The following is a 22,929-nucleotide window of genomic DNA, read 5'->3' as shown; positions in this document are numbered from 1 at the left end:
GAAGTTATATAATGGCAACTAACCATCATGAGAAAATAGAGAAAAGCGTACCGCTTCTCGTTATCTTTACTATCATCGCTATCAGTTTTGGTGCATTAGTGGAAATTACTCCATTAATGTTCCAAAAAGATACAACGCAGCCTATTAAAAACCTTAGAGCATTGACTGCTCTAGAGATGGAAGGTCGTGACATTTATATTCGTGAAGGTTGTAACAACTGTCACAGTCAAATGATCCGTCCTTTCCGTGCTGAAGTAGAACGCTACGGACACTATTCTGTAGCGGGCGAGTCAGTTTGGGATCACCCATTCTTATGGGGTTCTAAACGTACTGGTCCAGACTTGGCACGTGTAGGTCAGCGCTATAGTGACGACTGGCATTACGCTCATTTAATGAATCCAAGAGACGTTGTACCTCAATCAAACATGCCATCATTCCCTTGGCTTGATGAGAACGTTCTTACGGGCGAGTATACAGCGAAGAAATTCGAAGTATTTAACCGTCTAACAGCTGGTAAAACACATAAAGATAAGAATGGTAACTACATTCCTCTTTATTCAGCTGAAGACATTGCTGGTGCGCAAGCTGCTGTTGAAGGTAAAACTGAAATGCAGGCTCTTATCGCGTATTTGCAACAACTAGGTACTCACCTTAAGTAGACGTTATGGATTACGGTACATATAGAGGCGTTTATACTTTAATTTTATTAGTTTTATTTTTGATTATCGTTTATTGGGCATATAGTAAAAATCGTAAAAGCGATTTTGATGATATCGCCCAGTCCATCTTAGAAGATGACGTAAATGATAATCCGCGTAAAAAGGAATCATCAAATGATAATGACTGATTTTTGGAGCTGGTGGATAATTATCCTTACTGTGTTCTCCATTGTGGCGTGTTTTGTAATCATTACCGCTAACCTTAAGAACTATACTCACGTTGAAGAAGGTGAATCAATGGGTCATGAATTTGACGGCATTGAAGAGCTTAATAATCCACTACCTAAATGGTGGACATATTTGTTCTATTTCATCTTGGTTTGGTCAGTAGGTTATTTAGCGTTATTCCCTGGTTTAGGAAACTATGAAGGCCTTCTAGGCTGGAAAAGCTCAAACCAAGGCATAACAACTTTAGCAGAATCTAAAGCACTTTCTGAAAAAGCAAAAGCTGAAGGTTTGTTGGTTGAATTAGACCAAGAAATGAAAACTGCTGATGAAGTTTATGGTCCTGTTTTCAAAAAGTTAGCTGACCAACCTATTCTTGACTTAGCTTATGACGAAGAAGGTTTTAAAGTAGGTCAACGTTTGTATCTACAAAACTGTGCATTATGTCATGGTTCAGATGCACGTGGTTCAGAAGGCTTCCCTAACCTTCGTGATAACGATTGGTTATACGGTGATTCACCTGAAACTATTAAAGAGACTCTGTTGTATGGTCGCAAAGCAGCAATGCCAGCATGGCAAGCGGCGCTTGGAGATCAAGGCATTGAAGAGATGACAGCTTATGTACTTAAGCTAGCTGGCCGTAAAGTTAATGATAAATTAGCTGATGCAGGCGAAGCTAAGTTTGGTATGTGTGCGGCGTGTCACGGTGCAGACGGTAAAGGCTCATTAGCTCATAACCTTCCATTTGGTGCACCAAACTTAACAGATAACATCTGGTTATATGGTGGTTCTAAAAAAGCGGTTGAAGATACTCTTCGATATGGCCGCAACGGCGTAATGCCAGCATGGAAAGATGTACTTGGCGAAGATAAAGTACATGTTATTTCTGCATATATTTACAATATTTCACACCCTGACAAATAAATTAGGGTAAAATAAAAGGCCTCTTCGGAGGCTTTTTTTATGTCTAAAAAATAATGAGTAGTTTAATGAAATCGAATAGCACAGCTTGGTACAAAAATGGATGGGTTTGGTTGATCATCGCCCTTCCAGCTCTTACAGTAGTCGCCGGTATCGCAACCGTCGTTATAACTAGCTTAAATCAACCTGAAATGGTTGTAGATGACTACTATAAAAAGGGAAAAGCGATTAACCAAGAGTTAACCTTATATCAAGCATATACTGATTCTGGAATAGAGCTTGAAGTGCGTTTAGAAGAACAACGCTTTGAGTTGAAGTCTTCAGAGAAACTTTCGGGTATAAAAGTAAACCTTGTACATTCAACTCAAGGGAAAAGAGATCTTAACTTCGTTATGACCCCAAACGGCGTTGGCACGTATACTAAGTCACTGGAAACAGCATTAACGGGCAAATGGACCGTTTTTGTAGAGCCTATGGATGGCTCTTGGAAAGTTCAACAAAAGCTTGCTTTCCCAAATGCGTCTTGGACTAAATTAGTAGCGGAATAACTGTATTGGAACCTTGTTTTCACTGTGGCTCAGAAGTTTTAGAAAGCGGAGAGCCACTGTACATAAAAAAAGATGAACAACAGCACCCGGTTTGTTGCCGTGGATGCAAAGCTATTACTGAACATATTTTGGGTAATGGTTTGTCTAGCTATTATGAGTACCGCTCAGAACTTGCTTCTAAACCAACGGATGAATACGATAATACTTCCTACGATATTTACGCAGATAAGTCATATTTAGGGCTTATTGCATCGGAAAAAAATGGTATCCATCATATCACCTTGTCGATTGAGCATATTCACTGTGCTGCTTGTGCTTGGTTAATCGAACAGTCTTTAACAAGCGTTCCAGGCATTGTAAAAATCACCGTTAATACTATCAGCCAGCGGGCTACTTTACAGTGGGACAACAGTTTAGTATCACTCGACGTTATCTTAAAGCGCTTTGACAGCATCGGTTACCCTGCGACCCCATTTAAAGTTTCAGACATAGAAGTCACGTTAAAAAACAAAGAAAAACAATACATCAAACGACTCGGTGTGGCTGGGTTATTCACTATGCAAGTGATGATGTTAGCGGTTGCCATGTATTTTGGCGCTTTTGAAAGTATGGAAAGTCATCAAGTCGGTTACTTTAAGTGGATTAGCTTTCTGCTATCTATGCCAGTAATTTTATATTCAGCCGTCCCTTTTCTTACCGGCGCGATAAGTGCAATAAAAGCTAAGACATTAAATATGGACGTGCCTGTATCTGTTGCTATTTACGGTGCATTTATCGCAAGCTTGTATCAGCTAATTGCAAACGGCATGGATGGCTCTAAAGGCGAGGTGTTTTTTGAAAGCATCTCTATGTTTACATTCCTTCTGTTGATAGGGAAATATCTTGAGTTCAGAGCAAAGAGCAAGGCTATTTTATCAAACTCTAACCTCTCGGCGTCTTTACCCTCTACAGTAAATAAAGTAACAGACGACACAGAAACAACTGTATTAGTTAAAGATATCGTTATTGGCGATTTAGTAAACATTAAGGCCGGTGAAAAAATAGCTATCGATGGTGTAATTGTTGATGGTCAAACACAAGTTAACGAATCAGTGTTAACAGGCGAATTTGCACCAATACGAAAAATGAAACACGATACCGTGTTAGCAGGAAGCGTAAACTCCGATGGCTTTGTAACCGTTAAAGTAACCGCTGTTGGCCAAGATACTGCGTTATCAGAAATTAACTCTATGCAAGAGTCTTTTGCAGACTTCAAACCGAAATATAGTCAAGTGGCTGACCGAGTTGCCCATTGGTTTGTGCTGGCACAGCTTGTTATTTCTGTAATTACTTATGTTTTCTGGAGTCAAACGAGTCCTGCTGATGCTTTATGGATATCGCTATCAGTATTAGTGGCCACCTGCCCTTGTGCACTAAGCCTTGCTACCCCAACGGCTTATACTTGTGTGTTATCAACGTTATCAAAAAGCGGCATTCTAATAAAAGATGCAATTGCATTTGACCGACTTAATCATATCGACACGGTTATCTTTGATAAAACCGGCACACTATCGGAAGGTAAATTTTCTATAACTAAAGTAATTTGGGAAAACGAGAATATCCCAAATGGTTTCACTGAAACAAAAATACTAAGTTACATACACTTGCTTGAAAAATATTCGGAACACCCAATTTCGAAAGCATTCTCAAAAGAAGCACTAAAGATAGATATGATAGATACCAGCAACGATAAAGTATTTAATGTCGATGTCGTTATGGGTAAAGGCATTTCTGGGAAAATTAACAGCTTAAATATTAAAATAGGCAGTGCTGAGTTTTGCGGCGTAGAAGCAAGTGATGTTAACGTTTATGTTGTGATCAACGATAAGCTTGTTGTGCGCTTTTTAGCGGAAGATAAATTGCGTGAGGACGCTCAAAAAACCTTAAACGCCCTAAACGAATTAGGTAAAAACTTAATCATGCTAACGGGTGACTCAAGTATTCATGCCGCTAAATTGGTACACCGTTTACCTCTAAAAGAAGTGAGAACTGGTTGTTCACCAAAGTTTAAAGCAAACTATATACAAGAACTACAAAAGCAAGGCCAATCTACTCTTATGGTTGGAGATGGGATTAATGACGCCCCTGTACTTGCAAGTTCCGATGTAAGTTTAGCAATGGGTGATGGTGCTGATATTACAAAACAAGTAGCCGATGTGATTGTGGCGAACAACTCCTTAAACGCTGTTGCTACTCTACTTGAAAACGCTGCTAAAACCCGTCGTATCATTAAACAGAATTTATATTGGGCGTTAGTTTATAATTTGAGTATATTACCCATTGCTATGATGGGTTTCGTTCCTCCCTATATCGCAGTAATAGGCATGTCCGCTAGTTCCATTATTGTCGTGAGCAACTCGTTGAGGTTATTAAAATGAATATCATCTACTATCTAATCCCAGTCGCTATTTTGTTTATGGTCATTGGCGTTATCGCTTTTTTTTGGGCAACAAAGTCAGAGCAATTTGAAGACCTAGAGAAGCAGGGTTTATCAATTTTAATGGATGACGTAAAGCCAGCTAAAACTGATTCAGGTGACGAAACAACAGCAGCTACAAAAACTGCGCCGTTAGAGTCTGCGTCAAGTTCAAAAAATGAACTTTAAATGTTTAGCCGTAAACATACCCCTGGCCAAATAACTCAGTGACCTTATTAATAACGGCATTCATCATGGGGCTAATGGGCGTTGCACATTGTGTTGCGATGTGTGGCTCTCTTTCTATGGCGCTTGGTTTTTCTGTTCCTCATAACAAAAGTTTTATTACCTATGCCAGTGTCATTAGTGTCTCTAGAATTTTGGGATACGGCTTTATTGGTTTTATCGCAAACCTATTTACTCAATCTTTCCTCTCAATTACTAATGGCAGCGTTCTATTGCTATCGGTTGTTTCAAGTATATTTATGATTGGTATAGGTCTTCACATCGCTAAGATCTCAAATTTTGTTCTTTATGTTGAAGTTATTGGTAAACGACTGAACAAATACCTAGAACCTTTAAAGAAAAAAATTCTTCCAATCGATAGCTTAGCAAAGTGTGTTGGCTATGGTTTGTTATGGGGCTTTTTGCCTTGTGGTTTAATCTATACCGCATTAACTTTGGCGTTAGTTGCAGAAAGCCCTGTTCACGGCGGCCTTGTAATGTTTTGTTTTGGCTTGGGCACTTTACCAGCTGTAGTCGGAATGACTGTCTTTAATAGCCAATTAAACCAACAAATGAAAAACAAAAAAAATCGGCTATTTTTTGGCGCTGTGATCGTTATAATGGCGTTATATCAGTTATACCTCACATACCAAAAGTTTACAGGATTACAGCAATGACAGGTACTAAGCAAAAACATAATTGTGGCTCTTTTTCAATTAGCTGTACCAACTGTAATTTAAGCCAGCTGTGCATTCCTTTTACACTCGAAGACAGTGAGCTGGAAAAGCTTGATGATTTAATTGAACGAAAAAAGCCATATCAAAAAAATCAAACTCTGTTTGATGCGGGTCAACCACTAAAAACCTTATTCGCTGTTCGTTCTGGTAGCTTTAAATCCTATTTAGTGGACGATGATGGTACTGAACAAATCACAGCCTTCCACCTGCCTGGAGATATTATTGGCTTTGATGCCCTTTCCACAAATAGCCATATTACCTATTCACAAGCGATGGAAACCTCAATGGTCTGTGAAATACCTTATACAACTATTGAAGATCTTTCAGGGCATATGCCCAACCTTAGGCAGCAAATAACACGTTTAATGAGTAACGAAATAAAAAGCGACCAATCCATGTTTATGTTACTCAATAAAAAAACCGCCGAGCAACGTATATGCAGTTTTATTTCCACCTTATCAAATCGATTTAGCGAACGTAATTTGTCGTCAACTACATTCAGGTTGCCAATGACACGTGCTGAAATAGGCAATTACTTAGGACTAACGGTTGAGACGGTGAGTCGAATATTTAGTAAATTACAAAAGCTCGGCATTATTGCTATTGATGGTAAGTTTATTAGCGTGTTAGATCTCCCTAAAGTTGAGAACTTAGTTAATTAAAAGAACGTTCATTTATTGATTTACTTCAATGTTTTCATAACCAAATTCTATTATTTTTACTAAACTTAAACTGTTAGGGAAAATTAAGGATAGATTATGAATAATTTTAAAAATGTTTTAGTTGTAATAGACCCCACAGAAGATGACCAAAAGGCGTTTTCAAGAGCCTTAGAACTTGCCGAAAAGCAACCGATTAGCATCACTCTATTTCTTTCCATTTATGATTTTTCTTACGAAATGACGACAATGTTGTCTTCAGATGAACGTCATAACATGCGAGACGCTGTAATTGCAGATAGAACTGCGTGGTTAGAAGGTTTAGTAAAAGAGAACGACACTGATATCAAAGTATTAAGTAAAGTTGTTTGGCACAATCGCCCCTACGAAAGCATAATCAAAGAAGTCATTGACGGTAACTATGACTTAGTTATCAAAGGAACGCATAGCCACGACACGTTAAAGTCCGTACTGTTTACTCCTACCGATTGGCACCTACTTAGAAAGTGCCCTGTTTCAGTGTTACTGGTTAAAGAACACGCATGGCCAGCGCATGGCAAAGTATTAGCAGCCGTTAGTGCTGGAGTGGAAGACGAACAACATCAAGACTTAAATAATTTAATTATTAGCAATGCAATCAGCATGGCTGACTTATTAGAATCTGATACACACCTTATGAATGCCTACCCTCCAACGCCTGTTAACATAGCAGTGGAAATTCCTGAGTTTGATCCTAATGAATATAACTCAACTATGAAAAGCTTCCATGTGAAGTCCATGGAGAGCTTAGCGAACAAACATCAGGTACCTAGCACTCGATGCCATGTGATAGAAGGTATGCCGGAAGATGTTATACCTAGAGTAGCAAAAGATTTAGACGCTGAGTTAGTGGTTATGGGAACTGTTGGCCGTCAAGGTATCACCGCTGCGCTTATTGGAAATACCGCAGAACATGTGATGGATAACATTAACTGTGACCTTTTAGCCATTAAGCCATCGGACTTTGATTGTCCGATCAAATAGTTGTTAAATCGGCAGGCATAGGTAAAATAGGCGCCCTTTTATATTAGACGCAGTTTAACATGAACAATACAGACCCTAGAAAAGCTATCCACGAGCAAAATAAACTTGAGAAAAGATTACGTAATCGTGTGGGTAAAGCAATAGCTGAATACAATATGATTGAAGAGTCTGATGTTGTGATGGCGGCCATTAGCGGCGGAAAAGACTCCTTCGCTATGTTGGACATTCTGATTGCACTGCAAAAGTCTGCGCCTATCGACTTTAAAATAATTGCAGTAAACTTAGACCAGAAGCAGCCAGGGTTTCCTGAGCATATATTGCCTGCCTATTTTGAGTCTTTAGATATCCCTTACTATATTGTAGATAAAGATACCTACTCAATTGTAAAAGAAAAAGTACCTGAAGGTAAAACAACCTGCGGATTATGTTCAAGACTAAGAAGAGGAACTTTATATTCTTTTGCAGAGTCTATTGGAGCGACTAAAATTGCTCTCGGCCATCATATGGATGACATGGTAGAAACAATGTTCTTAAACATGTTTCACGGGGCAAAGTTAAAATCTATGCCACCAAAGTTAAGGTCTGATGATAAAAGAAATGTCGTTATTCGCCCATTAGCATTTTGTCGTGAAAAAGACCTAATAAAATACGCTGAGCATAAAGCTTACCCTATCATTCCTTGTAACCTTTGTGGCTCTCAGGAGAACCTGCAACGTCAGTCTATCAAAGCGATGTTGACAGAGTGGGATAACCAAACGCCAGGTAGAATAGAAAATATCTTTAACTCAATGAAAAGCGTGAGCTTAAGTCAATTAGCCGATGGTGAGCTTTTTGATTTTAAAAACCTTCCTATTGATCGTAGCGAAGAACGCAAAGAATATGAGTTTAGTGAAGCCACTGTGTCTTCTTCAAATATAGATGAGTCTCTAATTATCGATGTGACCCACGTTTAAAGCGTCAATAGTTTCGCTCATTAAAAAAGGAGGCTAGAGCCTCCTTTTTTGTTTTCATCAAATAGAATTACTTGTGAATCTATTTGTCACCGTTGCCCCAAGAGTCTCTTAAACCAACCGTTTTATTGAATATCATCTTTCCTTCGTCGTTAGTTTTTCCGTCAAAACAGTAATAACCCAGACGCTCAAACTGATAACCTTGCTGTGCTTCTGCATTCAATAGACTAGGCTCTATATAACCTTTTCTAATGACTAAAGACTCTGGGTTTAGAACCGTTGTAAAATCTTCTTCTGCAGCTGGATTGGGTACCGTAAATAAACGATCGTAATCTCTAATTTCTGCTTCTACGCCTTCTGACGCTGAAACCCAATGGATAACACCTTTAGCTTTACGACCATCCGCAGGTAATTTACCTAGAGTTGTAGGGTCATATTCACAGTAAACTGTTGTTACGTTACCCTCTTCGTCTTGATCAAAGCGAACGGCCTTTACAAAGTAGGCATTGCGTAATCTAACTTCTTTATCTATTACTAAGCGCTTATACTTTTTATTGGCACTTTCACGGAAGTCTTCACGTTCGATGTAAATCTCTTTACTGAATGGAACCTTGCGTGTACCCATTTCTTCTTTATTTGGGTGATTTGGCGCATCAATCCACTCTACATGTCCATCAGGCAAGTTTTCAATCACAAGCTTGATAGGATCAACTACTGCCAACGCTCTTGGCGCAGCTTCGTTTAAATCTTCTCTGATACAAGCTTCTAACATGCCCATTTCAACCATATTATCTACTTTTGTAACACCAATTCGCTTACAGAATTCCGTTACTGAACCAGGTGTATAACCTCTGCGCTTTAGGCCAGCTATTGTAGGCATACGAGGGTCATTCCAACCTTCTACATGGCCATCTGTCACTAACGTATTTAATTTACGTTTACTCATAAGAGTATACTCAAGGTTTAGCCTTGAAAACTCATACTGATGAGGGCGTGATTCTATTGAAATATTGTCCAATACCCAGTCATATAAACGCCTGTTATCTTGGAATTCTAGTGTACAAAGAGAATGCGTAATGTTTTCTAATGCATCGGAAATACAGTGCGTGAAGTCATACATTGGGTAAATGCACCACTTGTCACCGGTTTGATGATGATTTACAAATCGAATTCTATAAATAACTGGATCGCGCATACAGATGAAGCTAGAGGCCATATCAATTTTGGCACGTAAACAACATTCGCCTTCTTTAAACTTACCATCTCTCATTTCGTGAAATAGTTTTAAGTTTTCTTCTGGTGATGTTTCTCTATAAGGACTATTTTGGCCAGGCGACTTTAAAGAACCGCGCATTTCACGTATTTTTTCTTGACTAGAAAACTCTACGTAAGCAAGCCCTTTATTAATAAGCTCTTCTGCATATCCAAATAATTGATCAAAGTAGTTTGACGAATAACAAATGTCACCGTCCCACTTAAAGCCTAACCAATTTACGTCTTCTTTGATGGCATTAACGTAATCAATGTCTTCTTTTTCTGGGTTCGTATCATCAAATCGTAAGTTACAAAGACCATTATAGTCCTGGGCAATACCAAAGTTTAATACGATAGATTTAGCATGACCTATATGAAGAAAACCGTTCGGCTCAGGTGGAAACCGAGTATGTGTCGTTTTATGCTTACCAGCCGCCAAATCCGCATCTATAATGTTGCGAATGAAATTCGATGGGCGATTCTCAGTATCCGCCATTTTTAAACCCTTATTATTCTATGAATTAGTTTGAGTATACCACTATGCTCATTGGTTACGCCAAGCATAAACTGTTGTTTGAACACTTTTAAAACAAATAAAATCAGATACTTTAGATATGGGCAAAATTACTAATAACTAGTCCTTTTCACCAACAAATTACAATTAACAAAACTTACAAACATACTCAAAACGCTTGAATCCCCTAATCAGCCTAGGTATAAGGAAATGGCACAATGCTTGATACACTAAACCCAGTATTTAGAATAATTAAAATTTAAATTGGAAATAAAATGAAAAAATCATCTTTAGTTTTTGGCTTAATTGCCGCGCCAGCATTGTTAGTTTCGAGTGCTACTTTTGCTAATAACGACGGCATTGTTACCGAACAATGTGATGTTACCTTTAAGAACAAAGTGTCTATCACGCCTGAACACATTTTAGTGATCAAAGGTAACCAAACTATTTATGATATTTATAACAATGACACTATTTTTTATAAAGGCGAACAAATTAAATTAAACGCATCTGATAATGAGCTTGTTAGTCGCTTTTCAAACGAAACCCGTTCGCTAATACCTACCATTACGGAAATTGCTTTAGAAGCAGTCGGTATTGCATTTGACGGAATTAATGCAGGTTTAGGCCAGTTTGGAGATTCAACAAAGCTAGATTCAAAATTAGCCAATGTAAAAGAACGTCTAGAGGAGAAATTTGCCAACCAAGACGGACATTACACTTTTGAAGAAGGTTCATTTAATATGGACTTTGCAGATGAAGAGTTGGACAAAGCAATTGGCGAAGTAGTTGAGCAAGCTCTACCTTCAGTAATTGGCGGCGTGTTTAAAATGCTAGGCGAAGCTATAGCAAATGGCGATACTGATTTTACTGAACTAGAAAATTTAGAAGCAAACATTGAGCAGGAAATTGAGGCCAGAGCGGAACTGTTAGAAGAGAAAGCGGATATAGTTTGCGATAAAGTTGAAGAGTTAGTTTTCCTAGAGAAACAAATACAAGCTGCACATCCAGACTTAGCTGCCTTTGATTTAATCGATGTTAAGCATAAAAATTAGACGCTTAAGAAACCTAGATATATAGCCTCTAAAGAGTCCAAGTGTTAGAAACAGTGCTTGGGCTCATTTAAAACGTTCTACAACCAACGTTTAGAACAAGCCTATAATTCGCGAACCAAACTCACTTATTAGTATGTTTATCGCTAACAATATCAATACCCACCCCATTACTCGATCAAATAAGTAGGCATTCTTGCTAAACAACTTCCTTACAGACTCTTTAGAAAGCACCAAAGACAAACAGCAGAACCAGGCGGTAGTCGCAATAGCTAAATAAACACCGTACGCCCCTTTGATAATTAATGGCGTTTCTAACGAAACCACAACAGTAAACAATGATAGAAAGAACAGTGTCGCTTTTGGGTTAAGTCCGTTAGTCATAAATCCCAAAGCAAAGGCCTTTTTATCAGAAATACTAGTTGCCTTTAGCTGACTTTCGTTGTTTGTTTGAAGATGTGCTTTAGAACGTATCGCGCCTAAACCTATATTAATGAGAAACAACGAAGCAATAACGATCAACACATCATATAACCAAGGCGTTGCATTGATTATCAAGCCAATACCAGCCAATGCATAAGCAACATGAATGAATATCGCCGTCCCAACACCTACTGACGTTATTAATGCGGCTCGTTTACCGTATTGAATAGAATGTTTCATGACAATTGCAAAGTCAGGTCCTGGACTCGCTACAGCAAAAATGTGTGCTATTGCAATCGTAACAAACTCTAGTGCATATTTTGTAAGGTCCATCTATACCTATTCCTAGTAATTCTATTTAAGTAAATCAGCAATAATCTGTATTGGATGCTTAAGACTGGCTTCCGCAAATCGTTTAGACTGACAACGACAAGAGAAACCCGTTGCCAATATTTGTTCTTTTGGTCTTGAGTCTAAAACGGGCTTCCAGCTAGCGTCAAAAAGGCTTTTCGAAACGGTTTGATTGCCTTTCTCATGCCCGAACGTTCCGGCCATACCACAACAACCGGTGTTAACAGACTCTGCCTCTAAACCTAGCTGAGAAAATATTGTTGGCCAATGTGAAGTACTGTCGTTTATTAATGATTTTTCCGTACAGTGATTAAGTACTGAGTAAATTGAGTTTGCCTTCGCCTCCTTCATTGGTAAATCAATATTAGATATTTGACTCATCAGCCATTCACCAAGGAGCTCTACCTTAAAGTTAACTTTATTTGAACCAAGAAGGTTTGTATATTCGTCACGATATACGAGTGCCATCGATGCATCTAAGCCAATCATAGGTCGACCAAACTTAGCTATTTTGTTGTAGTACGTGGTGGCCTTTCTAGCTGACTTTTCGAATCTATTTAAAAAACCTTTAATATGTTGGGCTTTGCCATTCACTTGAAAAGGTAATATCAGTGGATAAAAACCTAAGCCATTTAACGCAATAACGGTATCCGCTAACAGTTGCGATTCATAGCTTGAGGTAAATGCGTCTTGTACTAGAAAAACAACATTTTTAGTCTCTTCACTAGATAGTTTTTGGTAACGCGTTTCACTGTAAAAGAAAGACTTATCAATGCGTTGAGTAGGATGAGGTGATAGCTTAGGAGCATCCACATAACCGATTACTTTGTTTATTAAAAACTGGCTAAATGGATTATGCGTTAACGCATTGAACAACCTTGATTGCTTAGATAACAACGGCATCATTAATTCGACATTCGATACTAAATGGTCGCTAATAGGTCTCAAGTATCTTAAGTAATATGCCTCTAAAAATTTACTTCTAAAGGTTGGTACGTCAACTTTTACCGGACAAGCAGATGTGCATGCTTTACAAGCTAAACAGGCATCCATACTGTCTTTTACTTCATGACTAAAGTCATACATGCCTAGCTTTTTACCAATAGAAAAAACGACCTTATATGGTAGCCACAATAAGTTTATCAGTGTTGTTTTAGCAAGCATCATATTTGATGGAGACATGTTTTCACCTTGAAGGCGAAGCCATTCTCGCATTAACGTTGCACGTCCTTTTGGAGAAAAACGTCTATCGCGTGTTGCTTTATAAGAGGGACACATCACACTAGATTCATCGTAATTAAAGCATAAGCCATTACCATTACAATTTATTGTTTGAGGGAATTCTTGTCTAATCTCAATAGGTATTTCGCTATCAAACTTCCCACGTTTAACGCTATCTACGCTTACTAGTTTTTCGTTTGAATCTAACGGCGTACAAATTTTACCTGGGTTTAGTCTATTTTTAGAATCGAATGCAGTTTTTATTTTTCTCAGTTCATTAAATAATTCAGCACCAAAAAATTCTGGGCCATATTCACTACGGTAACCTTTTCCATGCTCGCCCCACATTAGACCATTATATTTAGCCGTAAGTGCTACGACTTCATCAGATATACTACGTAAGACTTTCTCTTGCTCTGGGTCCATCATGTTAAGCGCAGGCCTCACATGAAGCACCCCCGCGTCTACATGGCCAAACATGCCATACTTTAAATTATGTTTATCCAGTACAGCCCTAAATTCCGAGATAAAATCTGCTAAATTCTCTGGTGGGACTGCTGTATCCTCAGCAAAAGCGATCGGCTTTTTATCTCCCTGAACGTTACCTAGTAAGCCCACTGATTTTTTACGCATGGCATAAACTCGGCCCATGTCTGCACGGTCATTTGTCACGCTGTAAGTGAGAACACCGGATTGCTGCTTGGCAATCAAATCGTCTAATCGGTTACACAGGCTTGAAACCTTCGCCGTTTGGTTCTGATCATCTTCGTCATTAAACTCAACAATATTTAAGCCATCAACAACACTACCAGGCTTTTCTATAATCAAATCTGCTACGTCCGCCCAAACCACATCTTGTTTCGCTAGGTTCAGAACTGTGCTGTCAATGGTCTCAACTGATGTTGCTTTTGCGTCGACTAAAAAAGGAGAGTTACGTAAAGCCGAATCAAAACTATCGTAGGTGATATTAATCATGGTTTTGAATTTTGCGATAGGCGTTATATTTAACTTTGCTTCTGTTATAAACGCCAATGTACCTTCAGAACCAGCTAATACCCTTCCTAAGTCAAACTCAGTTAAATCGTCGTTAAAAACATGCTCTAAATCATAGCCGGTCAAAAAGCGATTTAATCTTGGAAACGTTTCAAGGATTTTATTTCGTTGTGAAAAACATGTTTCGTAAACTTGGCGGTAAATTTTTGCATTTTGATCATCGCTGTTCGCAATCTTCAATGCTTCAGACGTTAACATTTTTTTGGTAGAAAGGTTGTGCCCTGAAACAGTGACAGCATCTAGCTCTATAACATGATCACTAGTTTTGCCATAAACGAGTGAACCTTGACCAGATGCGTCAGTATTTATCATACCGCCTATGGTAGCTCTGTTTGAAGTAGATAAGTCTGGTGCAAAAAAGAAACCATAGGGCTTCAAAAAGTCATTTAATTGATCCTTGATAACACCTGACTGTACACGGACCCATTTTTCTTCAACGTTTATTTCGATTATCTCTCGCATATGACGAGACATATCTACAACTATGTAATTAGTTAGTGACTGTCCATTAGTGCCCGTACCACCGCCCTTTGGTGTGAACTTTAAGTGCTTGTATTCGTTTTTGTTTGCTGCCGACATTATTGCTAAAACATCAGCTTTAGTTTTAGGGAATAAGATTGCTTGAGGAATGGCTTGGTAAATACTGTTATCCGTAGACTGGGATAATCGAGAGCCGTAACTTGTCTCAATGTCACCACAATATGATGAGCTTCGTTCTGATAATAACGAACAGAAGTCAGCAACAACTGGGTCTAACGTTTTTTGAGCGGGAATTCTACGGATCATAGCGGCTGTAATACTCAACAATCTAAACTTAATTAGCTTGATTATAACCAGTTCTACCCAACTAAGTCTAAACTTCTTGATGCAGTTAACGTATTGAACCAACTATCGATATCCATTGAGTTAGGACGTTCAATACTATGAATATTCACTATTTTCGAATGATTAGTAGCTTTTGGTTCATGAGATGAATTTGAATGTTCCTGACTTCCTATAATTGCGGGATTGACCGTTCGTTGTTTTACGTTGTAATCCAAGCTGTCTATAAGACTTTGTTCTAGCAATTGGCTTTTATAAGATAGAGCTTCAGGCCTAAGTGTATTTTCTAGACGGACATCTTGAAAATGGCCATTGGATATTAATTCATTCTGGTGTGTAGAACGTTGTCGGTCTGTTTGTCCATAAAGCGGTGCACTCGGAGTAGAAAAAATTTGTTGAACATTTTTATCCGTAAGCGTTGTACGTGTAGAAACCTGATTAAACTGGTCAAACTCAGTTGCGTCTTTCGTTAACATCGACAACAACATCTTAAAACTACCGCTGTCCGAACTATCTACTGCTTTTCTGATGTCATTGTAATACACCGACTCACGAACAACATTGGCAGTCTGATTCACAGTGGAATATTCAGGGCTGTAATCTACATTATTTGACACTATGGCTACTTCTTTAAAACCTTAACTAGTCATTATTTCGGCAGTCGTCAAATTTTCTTTAATTATTTGTTTACAGAATTTTTTTCTTTGTTATTATGCGTCTCGTTCTGGAGGGGTTCCCGAGTGGCCAAAGGGATCAGACTGTAAATCTGACGGTTCTACCTTCGGTGGTTCGAATCCACCTCCCTCCACCACATTTCAAAAGAAAGGCACAACACTTGTTGTGCCTTTCTTGATCTCAATCTCCGCGTATTCTAATGATTATCATAAAAATTACCGCTCGATATTTGTAAATTTGCCATTTCGGATATATACCTTTAAGACATTAATTGTTTTTAAGGTCTCAACAATGCGAAAAAATGTTTATTTAGTTACCGCTATTTGCACATTGCTCGCACATGGAAGTGCTAAAGCCGATATCGATTTTACTGGCTTTGCAAGTATAACGGCGGGTAAAGTTTTAAGTGGCGACGGTGTACCCCATTATGACGTTCCTCCCACATTTTTAGCTGATTACCCAATTGTATCGGCCTACAGTGAAGATTTATCTTTTAAACAAGAAAGTTTATTCGGACTGCAAGTTAAAGCAACGCTGTCAGATGGACTTTCTGCGACAGCTCAAATTGTTTCTCGAGGCGCTGATAGTTTCGATACTACATTTGAATGGGCCTACCTTTCGTACGAAATTAATGATCAATGGACCATACAGGCTGGTAAAAAACGCCTACCGCTCTTTTACTACTCAGATTTTTATGATGTAGGCTTTGCTTATGTTTGGCTTAGACCGCCTGCTGACACCTATACCTGGCAAGTATTTAACTACAACGGTATAAATGCACTTTATTCTGGACATATTGGTGACTGGTCTATAAGCAGTAACTTTTATACCGGTAAAGAAGAAAGCGAAAACAACAGATTGTTGAGTCAGTTTTTCTTTATAGAGCCAACAACAGAGATTTGGAAAGATATTTTTGGAGCTGTATTTAACGCTAGTAACGACTGGTTAGAATTGCGTTTCACCGCAATGACTTATACAAACGAGCGTTTTCGTAGCGGAGTGCAACAAACTTGGGGTGGAAAAACAGAGCGCGATGGTACTTTTTTAGGAATGGCCATAAACGCCACCTGGGGTGATACTTTCCTACTTACCGAAATAAACCAACTTGAATTAGATGACGATGGAGAACTTGATTCTCTAATGGTGAGTATTGGCCATAACTTTGGCACCTTCACACCATACTTATCATATTCAAAGCTTGATCAAACTGGTGATTACCTAGACGGTTCACCAATTAGTGACGGCGAGGACCACGATACTACTTCTGTAGGTATCCGTTATGACTTCCATCCATCAGCTGCATTTAAAGTTCAATATGATGTTGTAAACGATAATTCATATGAATATGCAGTAGCTGGTGACAGTAAAGCACTTACATTTGGTATAGATTTAGTTTTCTAGGGGAAAAAAATGAAAAAACTTTTATTAATATTAGCAGCACTATCGTTTAACTCGTTTGCAGAAATCGCAGTTATTGTTCATCCGTCAAATGACTCAGCTTTGGATGAAAAATCCGTAGCTCGTATCTTTACAGGCAAAATGAAGTCGTTCCCCAATGGGAATCAAATCATTCCTGTTAATTTGGATAATAGCCAGGCTGCAACTTCAGAATTCAATGAGAAGGTATTGAAACGTTCTGAAAGCCAATTAAAAGCATATTGGTCAAAGCTTGTGTTTACCGGTAAAGGAACCCCTCCTCAGTCTGTAGCGAACTCGGAAGAGGTACTTAAGCTCGTTTCTACCAACCCAAGTGTTATCGGATATATCGATGCTTCGAAGGTAACGGGAGATGTAAAGGTGGTTACTAAGTTTTAATAACTAAACGAAGCTAATACCAAAAAACCCCAGGCTTTATTACAAAGTCTGGGGTTTTTATTAGTTTGAATAATTAAAAGTTTTGTTTAGACCATGTCCATAATCATAGACGAAGGGTTTTCTAGATACTTTGTCCATAAATTATTAAAGCGAGCAATTGTACCGCCATCGATTATACGATGATCACCAGACCAGCTAACGTTCATCATTCTTCTAGCTTCTACTTCACCTTGATCATTAAACCTAGGTAATAGCTGCATCTTGCCTAGCGCAACTATTGCTACTTCAGGCTTGTTGATAATTGGTGTTGCTGTAGTACCACCTAAAGCGCCAATATTTGATATTGAAATAGTACCGCCTTTAAGCTGTTCAGGGGACAATCTACCTGCCCTAGCTTGCTCGGTAACTTCAGTCATCTTAACTGCAATTTCTTTAATGCTTAAAGATTCACAACCTTTAATATTTGGCACAAGTAACCCCACTTTAGAATCAACAGCCATACCAATATTATGCTCAGAATAGTAAGTTAACTCTGTACAATCAGCATTAGGCTTAGAATTCATTATTGGGAACTGTTTCATCGCCAAAGACATCGCTTTCATGAAGAAAGGCATCATGGTTAACTTAATACCTTGCGCTTCGTACTCTGGCTTCAACTGTTTTCTAAGTGCGTATAGCGCAGTTAGATCAATCTCATCTGAGTAGGTAAAGTGAGGTATCGTTGAAACTGAGTCTTGCATTGCTTTTGCCATTGCAGACTTAACACCACGAATAGGTTCTACTCTTGTTAAAGGTTGAGTTACTTTTTCAACTGCCCCTGCATTTAACGAAGAAGCCGGCGTAGCAGAAGCCTGTTGCGTAGCACTGTGATTTAATAAGTCTTGCTTATAAACTCGCCCTTTAGCGCCTGTGCCCTGAACCATAGTAATATCTAAGTTCATTTCTCTAGCTAAACGTCTAACTGCTGGAGAAGCAACGGCTTTTTTACCATTAGGTAATATTTTATTTGAGTCAACTTGTGCAGATGAAGACACGTTTTGAGTATTATTAGTAACTGCCTTTTCAGCTTTAACTTGCTGAGTTAGGCTTTCCGCCTGAGCAGGTCCATTCCCGGCCACAGCAATTGCAAATAACGGCTGATGTACAATCGCTATTTCACCTTTCTGGTAGTAAAGTTTAGCTACCGTACCGTCACTTTTAGCTGGAATTTCTACCATAGCTTTGTCGGTCATTACTTCACAAATTGGCTGATCTTCTTTAACCGCATCGCCTTCTGCAACTAGCCATTCAACAACTTCACACTCTACAATTCCTTCACCAATGTCTGGTAATAGAAAGTCTTCTAATATCGTGCCACTAGAATTTGAATTATCTAGTTTTTGATTTTGAACTGGATTTACGCTTGTTGAATTCGAAGCAGCTTCTGTTGAAGATTCAGACTTAACATCGCCGCCTGACTCTTCAATCGCAAACAATGGACCATGAACTTTTGCTATTTCACCCTTTTGGTAATATAACTTAGCAATTACACCATCACTCTTTGCTGGTATTTCTACCATTGCTTTATCAGTCATCACTTCACAAATTGGCTGATCTTCTTTAACCGTATCGCCTTCTGCGACTAACCATTCAACGACTTCACACTCTACAATACCTTCACCAATATCTGGCAAAATAAAATCAGTACTCATTCTTAATTCTCCAGATTAGTAGTTAATAGAGCGTTTTATCGCTTCGTAAACTTTTAGATGATCGGCCATATATTCTTTTTCATGCGCTAACGGATAAGGTGTATCTAATCCACAAACCCTTTCAATTGGCGATTCTAAATGCAAGAAACACTCGTCTTGAATAGTTGCTGCAATTTCTGAAGCAAAACCACCCGTTAATGGAGCTTCTTGAGAAACCACTAGGCGTCCTGTTTTAATAACAGACTGAGAAACCGTTTCAACATCCCAAGGTGCAACCGTACGCAAGTCAATAATCTCACAAGAAATGCCATCCTTAGACGCCATTTCTGCGGCTTTTTCTAACATTTCAACTTGAGCCCCCCAAGCTAAAAGAGTGATATCAGTACCTTGTTGAACGATTTCAGCTTTACCTAATGGAATTGTATATTTACCTTCAGGTACATCGCCAACTGACGCTCTGTACAACCTTTTTGGTTCAAAAAAGATTACAGGGTCGTTACTTTCTAAACTCGCCGCCAATAAGCCTTTTGCTTGATAAGCGTTTCGTGGGAACACTAACTTTAAGCCAGGTGTATGCGCAAAATAAGCTTCTGGTGACTGTGAGTGATAAAGACCACCATGAATGCCGCCACCGTATGGTGTACGAATTACTAGGTTGCCAACATTAAACTCATTACCAGAACGGAAACGAAACTTAGCGGTTTCATTTACAATTTGGTCAAAGGCTGGAAAAATATAATCCGCAAACTGAATTTCTGGAATGGCTAACGTACCTTGTGCAGCCAAGCCATTAGCAAAACCTAAGATACCTTGCTCAACTAGTGGCGTATTAAAAACACGATCTTTACCAAACTTCTCTTGTAAACCACTGGTTGCTCTAAATACACCGCCAAAAGCGCCCACGTCTTCACCAAACACACAGGCGTTTTCGTTTTCTTCCATGGCAATTGCTAACGCAGAGTTGATTGCCTGTAACATATTCATTTTAGCCATTACTTAGTCTCCTCTATACGACTTGCAGTAGCAGGATAAGCTTCTGGGTACTTCAAAATGTGTTGTTTTAGTTGCTCGTATTGCTTTTGCAAGTGCAAAGGAACGTCTTCATAAACATCAGTTACTATTTCTTCAAGAGCAGGTTTAGCAACTTTTTCAGCTACTTTTAAAGCACTTAATACATCGGCTTTGATTTTCTCTTTAGCTGCTTCATCTTCTGCTTCGTCTAACCAACCTTGCTTTAACATGTACTTTCTAAAGCGTTCAATAGGACAATTTGCGCGGAACGTTTCTTCTTCTTCTTTTTCGCGATAACCAGTAGGATCATCTGAACTTGAGTGCGCTGCTAAACGATATGCAATTGACTCAATAAGCACGGGAGCATTGTTTTCAACTGCAAATTCTCTCGCTTTTTTAACCGCTTCATATACAGCTAATACATCTACGCCATCAACACGTAATGCTTTCATGCCATAACCAACAGCTCTTACTGCAATGCCATCGCCTTTAAATTGCTCTGAAGCAGGCGTTGATATCGCGTAGCCATTGTTTCTAGCAAAAAATAACGTTGGCGCGCTATGAACAGCAGCCATATTCAAACCAGCGTGGAAATCGCCTTCAGAAGCAGCTCCCTCGCCAAAATAACAAATTGTGCAGGCTTTATCGCCTTTCAGCTTTTGCCCATAAGCATAACCAGCCGCTTGAGGGATTTGCGTGCCCAAAGGAGAAGAAATTGTAGAGTAATTCAGTTCTTTTGAACCGTAGTGAATTGGCATTTGTCTGCCTTTACCAAAGTCTTTCTCATTTGAAAAGTTTTGGTGCATGAACTGCTCAAGCGTAAAACCACGATAAGCTAATGCAGCTTGTTCACGGTACTGTGCAAAAATCATGTCTTTATCTTCAAGTGCTGCAGCACTGCCTGTAACAGCAGCTTCTTCACCTAAGCATTGCATGTAAAAGCTTACACGGCCTTGACGTTGTGCCGCTAACATACGTTCATCAAAAACACGAATAAAACGCATCGTTTCGTATATACGAATCGCCGTCTCTTTATCCATCGATGATGCTTGTGCGTCTTTGTATAGCTCACCATTATCATCTAACATTTTAAATGTTGGAATAGCCAACGCGTGCTCGTCTACGAACTCCAAGTTTAACGTGTCATTTTTTGACGTGTTATTTGGATTATCGACGTTTAATAACTTAGTCATTTAGACTTGTCCCCTTTCAATGCAAAGCCACCGAACAAATAGTTGGTGTTAATGCTTTCACAATTGCTATTTTTTTAGATTATTTATATTGAGCAGGACTTTACCTGTGACGGGCTACACGTTCAATTTTTAGGGCTTTTAGAGTAAATAGTTTAGGAATGAAAAGTGTTCAGAAAAATTGCCACTTTTGGCTAATTATTAAGCCAAGGTGAATAAGAATGCCTAACCCGAAGCTATTAAGATAAAAATTCGGGCTAGATTGTCAAAGTGAATTTAAGCGCTAGGGCAGCGCTTTAGATTTCAAGTATAAGGTTTAAGACTTAGGCTTTTAGAGTTAAACCAAGTTATTTGAAATATCAGTAGGTAACACAGTTAACAATGCTCGTTGGCCAATTGCAACGTGCGCATTTGGAAATACAATCGCTTCGCCATCTTCGTTTGCGACTATCGCTTCGCCCTTTTCTTTTGCTAACTCCTGGCCTTTTTTAAACTCCGTAAAGTTCGCTACATTGTCGGCAAAGGACAGTTCAAATGATTCATCGGTTTTATTAATTTCTCTAAAAACTGTCATTATTTGATAATTAGTAGCATCAAAAGACTCACCATCAAAGTTTGTGCCTTTTAAAAGGTTTATTAGAGTCTGCTTTGCCGCTGCAAATTTGGTTTGATCATTTTCACCAAACGGTCTTACTTTTCCTAGCTCAACCGTAAATGAATTTGCTTTGTGTTCATTTGATGAATAGTAGCTAAAGGTGGTGGCAGCCTTTTCCATTAACAAGAAGGTAGTCACACCCATTGCGCGTAAAATTTCAAATTGCTGCTTTTTCCATGGTTTTCCATGAATAAACGGATATACAGCAAACTTCTCATGAGCAGAATCTCTAATTGCTGTATGTAAGTCATAGTGTGTTCGTTCTGCCTGCGGGTGCAACTCAAAAAAGCGAGTTACATATTCTTCAAGTTTAGCGGCTCTTTCACACTCTTTATTTTCAAATGGTAACGCAGCGTTACTCTCTGGATCTGCTTTCGTATGACGACCACTAAACAGACGATTTAGATTTTCTTCAACAAAACGCTCGCCAATGTTAATAGCTGCTGGGTTACCGTAAATGAAAAGTACAGGGTGTTTTATTGCCAAAGTATTACTAACCAAACCATTAATAATATCGGTACATATTTCTATAGGCGCTGTTTCATTTCCATGAATGGCAGAAGAGAAAACAAATGCTTGTTCTTGTTCTGAGGCGTTATTTTTAGGTGAGAAATAGATAACACCTGTATCCCAAACTTGAACGTTATAAAGTTCGTTAGGAACATTGAACGCATCTAAATGCCATTCATTATTTCTAGTAATCGTCAGGAAGTCTGGTGAAATTAAATCAAACGTAGTAGCCATGTAGGGAGTAGTCCTAAAAATATGTTGATGAAGTTATATCTTATCAAATCCAACCA

Annotated in this window: 21 protein-coding genes and 1 tRNA gene; 14 read left to right on the top strand and 8 right to left on the bottom strand. The window is 38.8% G+C overall.

Translation table 11 applies throughout. The features are described 5' to 3' along the window. Positions 1-11: 11 nt before the first annotated feature. The 10 genes from ccoO to ttcA all read left to right on the top strand — a co-directional run bounded on the left by ccoO (position 12) and on the right by ttcA (position 8,405). Positions 12-659, top strand: coding sequence for a cytochrome-c oxidase, cbb3-type subunit II (gene ccoO, locus ABD009_RS00835; RefSeq protein ID WP_155694846.1), 648 nt, complete (start codon positions 12-14; stop codon positions 657-659). A gap of 5 nt (positions 660-664) precedes the next feature. Continuing rightward, positions 665-847 (top strand): cbb3-type cytochrome oxidase subunit 3, encoded by a 183-nt coding sequence (locus ABD009_RS00830; protein WP_155694848.1) that lies wholly within the window; start codon positions 665-667, stop codon positions 845-847. Continuing rightward, positions 840-1,808 carry a cytochrome-c oxidase, cbb3-type subunit III gene (ccoP, locus tag ABD009_RS00825; protein ID WP_155694850.1) on the top strand — a complete coding sequence of 323 codons (969 nt, stop codon included), beginning with the start codon at positions 840-842 and terminating at the stop codon, positions 1,806-1,808. The genes ABD009_RS00830 and ccoP overlap by 8 nt, the downstream gene beginning before the upstream one ends. A gap of 65 nt (positions 1,809-1,873) precedes the next feature. Next, positions 1,874-2,353, top strand: a complete 480-nt coding sequence (locus tag ABD009_RS00820; RefSeq protein WP_196492424.1) for a FixH family protein — start codon at positions 1,874-1,876, stop codon at positions 2,351-2,353. A gap of 5 nt (positions 2,354-2,358) precedes the next feature. Next, positions 2,359-4,770 carry a heavy metal translocating P-type ATPase gene (locus ABD009_RS00815; protein ID WP_343822119.1) on the top strand — a complete coding sequence of 804 codons (2,412 nt, stop codon included), beginning with the start codon at positions 2,359-2,361 and terminating at the stop codon, positions 4,768-4,770. Further along, positions 4,767-4,997 (top strand): cbb3-type cytochrome oxidase assembly protein CcoS, encoded by a 231-nt coding sequence (gene ccoS / locus ABD009_RS00810; RefSeq protein WP_343822117.1) that lies wholly within the window; start codon positions 4,767-4,769, stop codon positions 4,995-4,997. Before ABD009_RS00815 ends, ccoS begins: the two co-directional genes overlap by 4 nt. 38 nt (positions 4,998-5,035) lie before the next feature. Continuing rightward, complete coding sequence (locus tag ABD009_RS00805; protein WP_343822115.1) at positions 5,036-5,710, top strand: sulfite exporter TauE/SafE family protein; 675 nt, start codon at positions 5,036-5,038, stop codon at positions 5,708-5,710. Beyond that, the gene (gene fnr, locus ABD009_RS00800) at positions 5,707-6,432 is read left to right on the top strand and encodes a fumarate/nitrate reduction transcriptional regulator Fnr (protein WP_343822113.1); all 726 of its coding nucleotides are present in this window, start codon (positions 5,707-5,709) and stop codon (positions 6,430-6,432) included. Before ABD009_RS00805 ends, fnr begins: the two co-directional genes overlap by 4 nt. Positions 6,433-6,528: 96 nt before the next feature. Then, the gene (gene uspE, locus ABD009_RS00795; RefSeq protein ID WP_343822111.1) at positions 6,529-7,452 is read left to right on the top strand and encodes a universal stress protein UspE; all 924 of its coding nucleotides are present in this window, start codon (positions 6,529-6,531) and stop codon (positions 7,450-7,452) included. A gap of 59 nt (positions 7,453-7,511) precedes the next feature. Continuing rightward, positions 7,512-8,405: a tRNA 2-thiocytidine(32) synthetase TtcA gene (gene ttcA / locus ABD009_RS00790; protein WP_155694868.1), complete on the top strand. Its 894-nt coding sequence runs from the start codon at positions 7,512-7,514 to the stop codon at positions 8,403-8,405. A gap of 79 nt (positions 8,406-8,484) precedes the next feature. Here ttcA and glnS read toward each other — a convergent pair whose 3' ends face one another. Further along, on the bottom strand, positions 8,485-10,152 hold the full coding sequence (gene glnS, locus ABD009_RS00785; protein WP_343822107.1) for a glutamine--tRNA ligase: 1,668 nt from the start codon (positions 10,150-10,152) through the stop codon (positions 8,485-8,487). Between the two features lie 293 nt (positions 10,153-10,445). On the opposite strand from glnS, the gene ABD009_RS00780 reads away from it, so the two are divergent. Beyond that, the gene (locus ABD009_RS00780; protein WP_343822105.1) at positions 10,446-11,225 is read left to right on the top strand and encodes a DUF2884 family protein; all 780 of its coding nucleotides are present in this window, start codon (positions 10,446-10,448) and stop codon (positions 11,223-11,225) included. Positions 11,226-11,315: 90 nt separating this feature from the next. Here ABD009_RS00780 and ABD009_RS00775 read toward each other — a convergent pair whose 3' ends face one another. Genes ABD009_RS00775 through ABD009_RS00765 form a run of 3 tightly spaced genes read right to left on the bottom strand, consistent with a single transcriptional unit; the run spans position 11,316 to position 15,709 of the window. Continuing rightward, entirely contained in the window at positions 11,316-11,978 is a 663-nt protein-coding gene (locus ABD009_RS00775) for a LysE family translocator (protein ID WP_343822103.1), read from the bottom strand. Positions 11,979-11,999: 21 nt separating this feature from the next. Next, the gene (gene ydiJ, locus ABD009_RS00770) at positions 12,000-15,056 is read right to left on the bottom strand and encodes a D-2-hydroxyglutarate dehydrogenase YdiJ (RefSeq protein ID WP_343822101.1); all 3,057 of its coding nucleotides are present in this window, start codon (positions 15,054-15,056) and stop codon (positions 12,000-12,002) included. A 53-nt stretch (positions 15,057-15,109) separates the two neighbouring features. Then, the gene (locus ABD009_RS00765; RefSeq protein WP_343822099.1) at positions 15,110-15,709 is read right to left on the bottom strand and encodes a VC2046/SO_2500 family protein; all 600 of its coding nucleotides are present in this window, start codon (positions 15,707-15,709) and stop codon (positions 15,110-15,112) included. A 109-nt stretch (positions 15,710-15,818) separates the two neighbouring features. Between ABD009_RS00765 and ABD009_RS00760 the strand changes: the two genes are divergently transcribed. From ABD009_RS00760 to ABD009_RS00750, 3 genes are all read left to right on the top strand, one after another. After that, a tRNA-Tyr gene (locus ABD009_RS00760) sits at positions 15,819-15,903 on the top strand. Between the two features lie 155 nt (positions 15,904-16,058). Continuing rightward, entirely contained in the window at positions 16,059-17,168 is a 1,110-nt protein-coding gene (locus ABD009_RS00755; RefSeq protein ID WP_343822097.1) for a porin, read from the top strand. Positions 17,169-17,177: 9 nt separating this feature from the next. Beyond that, positions 17,178-17,582 (top strand): type 2 periplasmic-binding domain-containing protein, encoded by a 405-nt coding sequence (locus tag ABD009_RS00750; protein ID WP_155694878.1) that lies wholly within the window; start codon positions 17,178-17,180, stop codon positions 17,580-17,582. Between the two features lie 86 nt (positions 17,583-17,668). On the opposite strand, the gene ABD009_RS00745 is transcribed toward ABD009_RS00750, so the two are convergent. The 4 genes from ABD009_RS00745 to astE form a co-directional block, all read right to left on the bottom strand. Continuing rightward, a complete protein-coding gene (locus tag ABD009_RS00745) occupies positions 17,669-19,273 on the bottom strand; it encodes a dihydrolipoyllysine-residue acetyltransferase (RefSeq protein WP_343822093.1) in 1,605 nt (534 codons plus the stop codon). A gap of 15 nt (positions 19,274-19,288) precedes the next feature. Then, positions 19,289-20,266 carry an alpha-ketoacid dehydrogenase subunit beta gene (locus ABD009_RS00740; RefSeq protein ID WP_155694881.1) on the bottom strand — a complete coding sequence of 326 codons (978 nt, stop codon included), beginning with the start codon at positions 20,264-20,266 and terminating at the stop codon, positions 19,289-19,291. Further along, entirely contained in the window at positions 20,266-21,477 is a 1,212-nt protein-coding gene (locus ABD009_RS00735) for a thiamine pyrophosphate-dependent dehydrogenase E1 component subunit alpha (protein ID WP_343822090.1), read from the bottom strand. The genes ABD009_RS00740 and ABD009_RS00735 overlap by 1 nt, the downstream gene beginning before the upstream one ends. Before the next feature lie 334 nt (positions 21,478-21,811). After that, the gene (gene astE, locus ABD009_RS00730; protein ID WP_343822088.1) at positions 21,812-22,873 is read right to left on the bottom strand and encodes a succinylglutamate desuccinylase; all 1,062 of its coding nucleotides are present in this window, start codon (positions 22,871-22,873) and stop codon (positions 21,812-21,814) included. Positions 22,874-22,929: the final 56 nt, after the last annotated feature.

It is taken from the genome of Psychrosphaera haliotis, from assembly GCF_039523615.1.
Taxonomy (GTDB): domain Bacteria; phylum Pseudomonadota; class Gammaproteobacteria; order Enterobacterales; family Alteromonadaceae; genus Psychrosphaera; species Psychrosphaera haliotis.
The sequence above is the reverse complement of the archived record's forward strand: the minus strand, read 5'-3'. Positions and strand labels throughout refer to the sequence as shown.

Excerpts from the sequence above, each read along its gene's own strand:
- ABD009_RS00820 (WP_196492424.1), top strand. The coding sequence starts at position 1,874 with ATGAAATCGAATAGCACAGCTTGGTACAAAAATGGATGGGTTTGGTTG.
- astE (WP_343822088.1), bottom strand. The coding sequence starts at position 22,873 with ATGGCTACTACGTTTGATTTAATTTCACCAGACTTCCTGACGATTACT.
- ydiJ (WP_343822101.1), bottom strand. The coding sequence starts at position 15,056 with ATGATCCGTAGAATTCCCGCTCAAAAAACGTTAGACCCAGTTGTTGCT.
- ccoS (WP_343822117.1), top strand. The coding sequence starts at position 4,767 with ATGAATATCATCTACTATCTAATCCCAGTCGCTATTTTGTTTATGGTC.
- ABD009_RS00830 (WP_155694848.1), top strand. The coding sequence starts at position 665 with ATGGATTACGGTACATATAGAGGCGTTTATACTTTAATTTTATTAGTT.
- glnS (WP_343822107.1), bottom strand. The coding sequence starts at position 10,152 with ATGGCGGATACTGAGAATCGCCCATCGAATTTCATTCGCAACATTATA.
- ccoP (WP_155694850.1), top strand. The coding sequence starts at position 840 with ATGACTGATTTTTGGAGCTGGTGGATAATTATCCTTACTGTGTTCTCC.
- ttcA (WP_155694868.1), top strand. The coding sequence starts at position 7,512 with ATGAACAATACAGACCCTAGAAAAGCTATCCACGAGCAAAATAAACTT.
- ABD009_RS00780 (WP_343822105.1), top strand. The coding sequence starts at position 10,446 with ATGAAAAAATCATCTTTAGTTTTTGGCTTAATTGCCGCGCCAGCATTG.
- ABD009_RS00775 (WP_343822103.1), bottom strand. The coding sequence starts at position 11,978 with ATGGACCTTACAAAATATGCACTAGAGTTTGTTACGATTGCAATAGCA.
- ccoO (WP_155694846.1), top strand. The coding sequence starts at position 12 with ATGGCAACTAACCATCATGAGAAAATAGAGAAAAGCGTACCGCTTCTC.
- uspE (WP_343822111.1), top strand. The coding sequence starts at position 6,529 with ATGAATAATTTTAAAAATGTTTTAGTTGTAATAGACCCCACAGAAGAT.
- ABD009_RS00740 (WP_155694881.1), bottom strand. The coding sequence starts at position 20,266 with ATGGCTAAAATGAATATGTTACAGGCAATCAACTCTGCGTTAGCAATT.
- ABD009_RS00755 (WP_343822097.1), top strand. The coding sequence starts at position 16,059 with ATGCGAAAAAATGTTTATTTAGTTACCGCTATTTGCACATTGCTCGCA.
- ABD009_RS00745 (WP_343822093.1), bottom strand. The coding sequence starts at position 19,273 with ATGAGTACTGATTTTATTTTGCCAGATATTGGTGAAGGTATTGTAGAG.
- ABD009_RS00750 (WP_155694878.1), top strand. The coding sequence starts at position 17,178 with ATGAAAAAACTTTTATTAATATTAGCAGCACTATCGTTTAACTCGTTT.
- fnr (WP_343822113.1), top strand. The coding sequence starts at position 5,707 with ATGACAGGTACTAAGCAAAAACATAATTGTGGCTCTTTTTCAATTAGC.
- ABD009_RS00735 (WP_343822090.1), bottom strand. The coding sequence starts at position 21,477 with ATGACTAAGTTATTAAACGTCGATAATCCAAATAACACGTCAAAAAAT.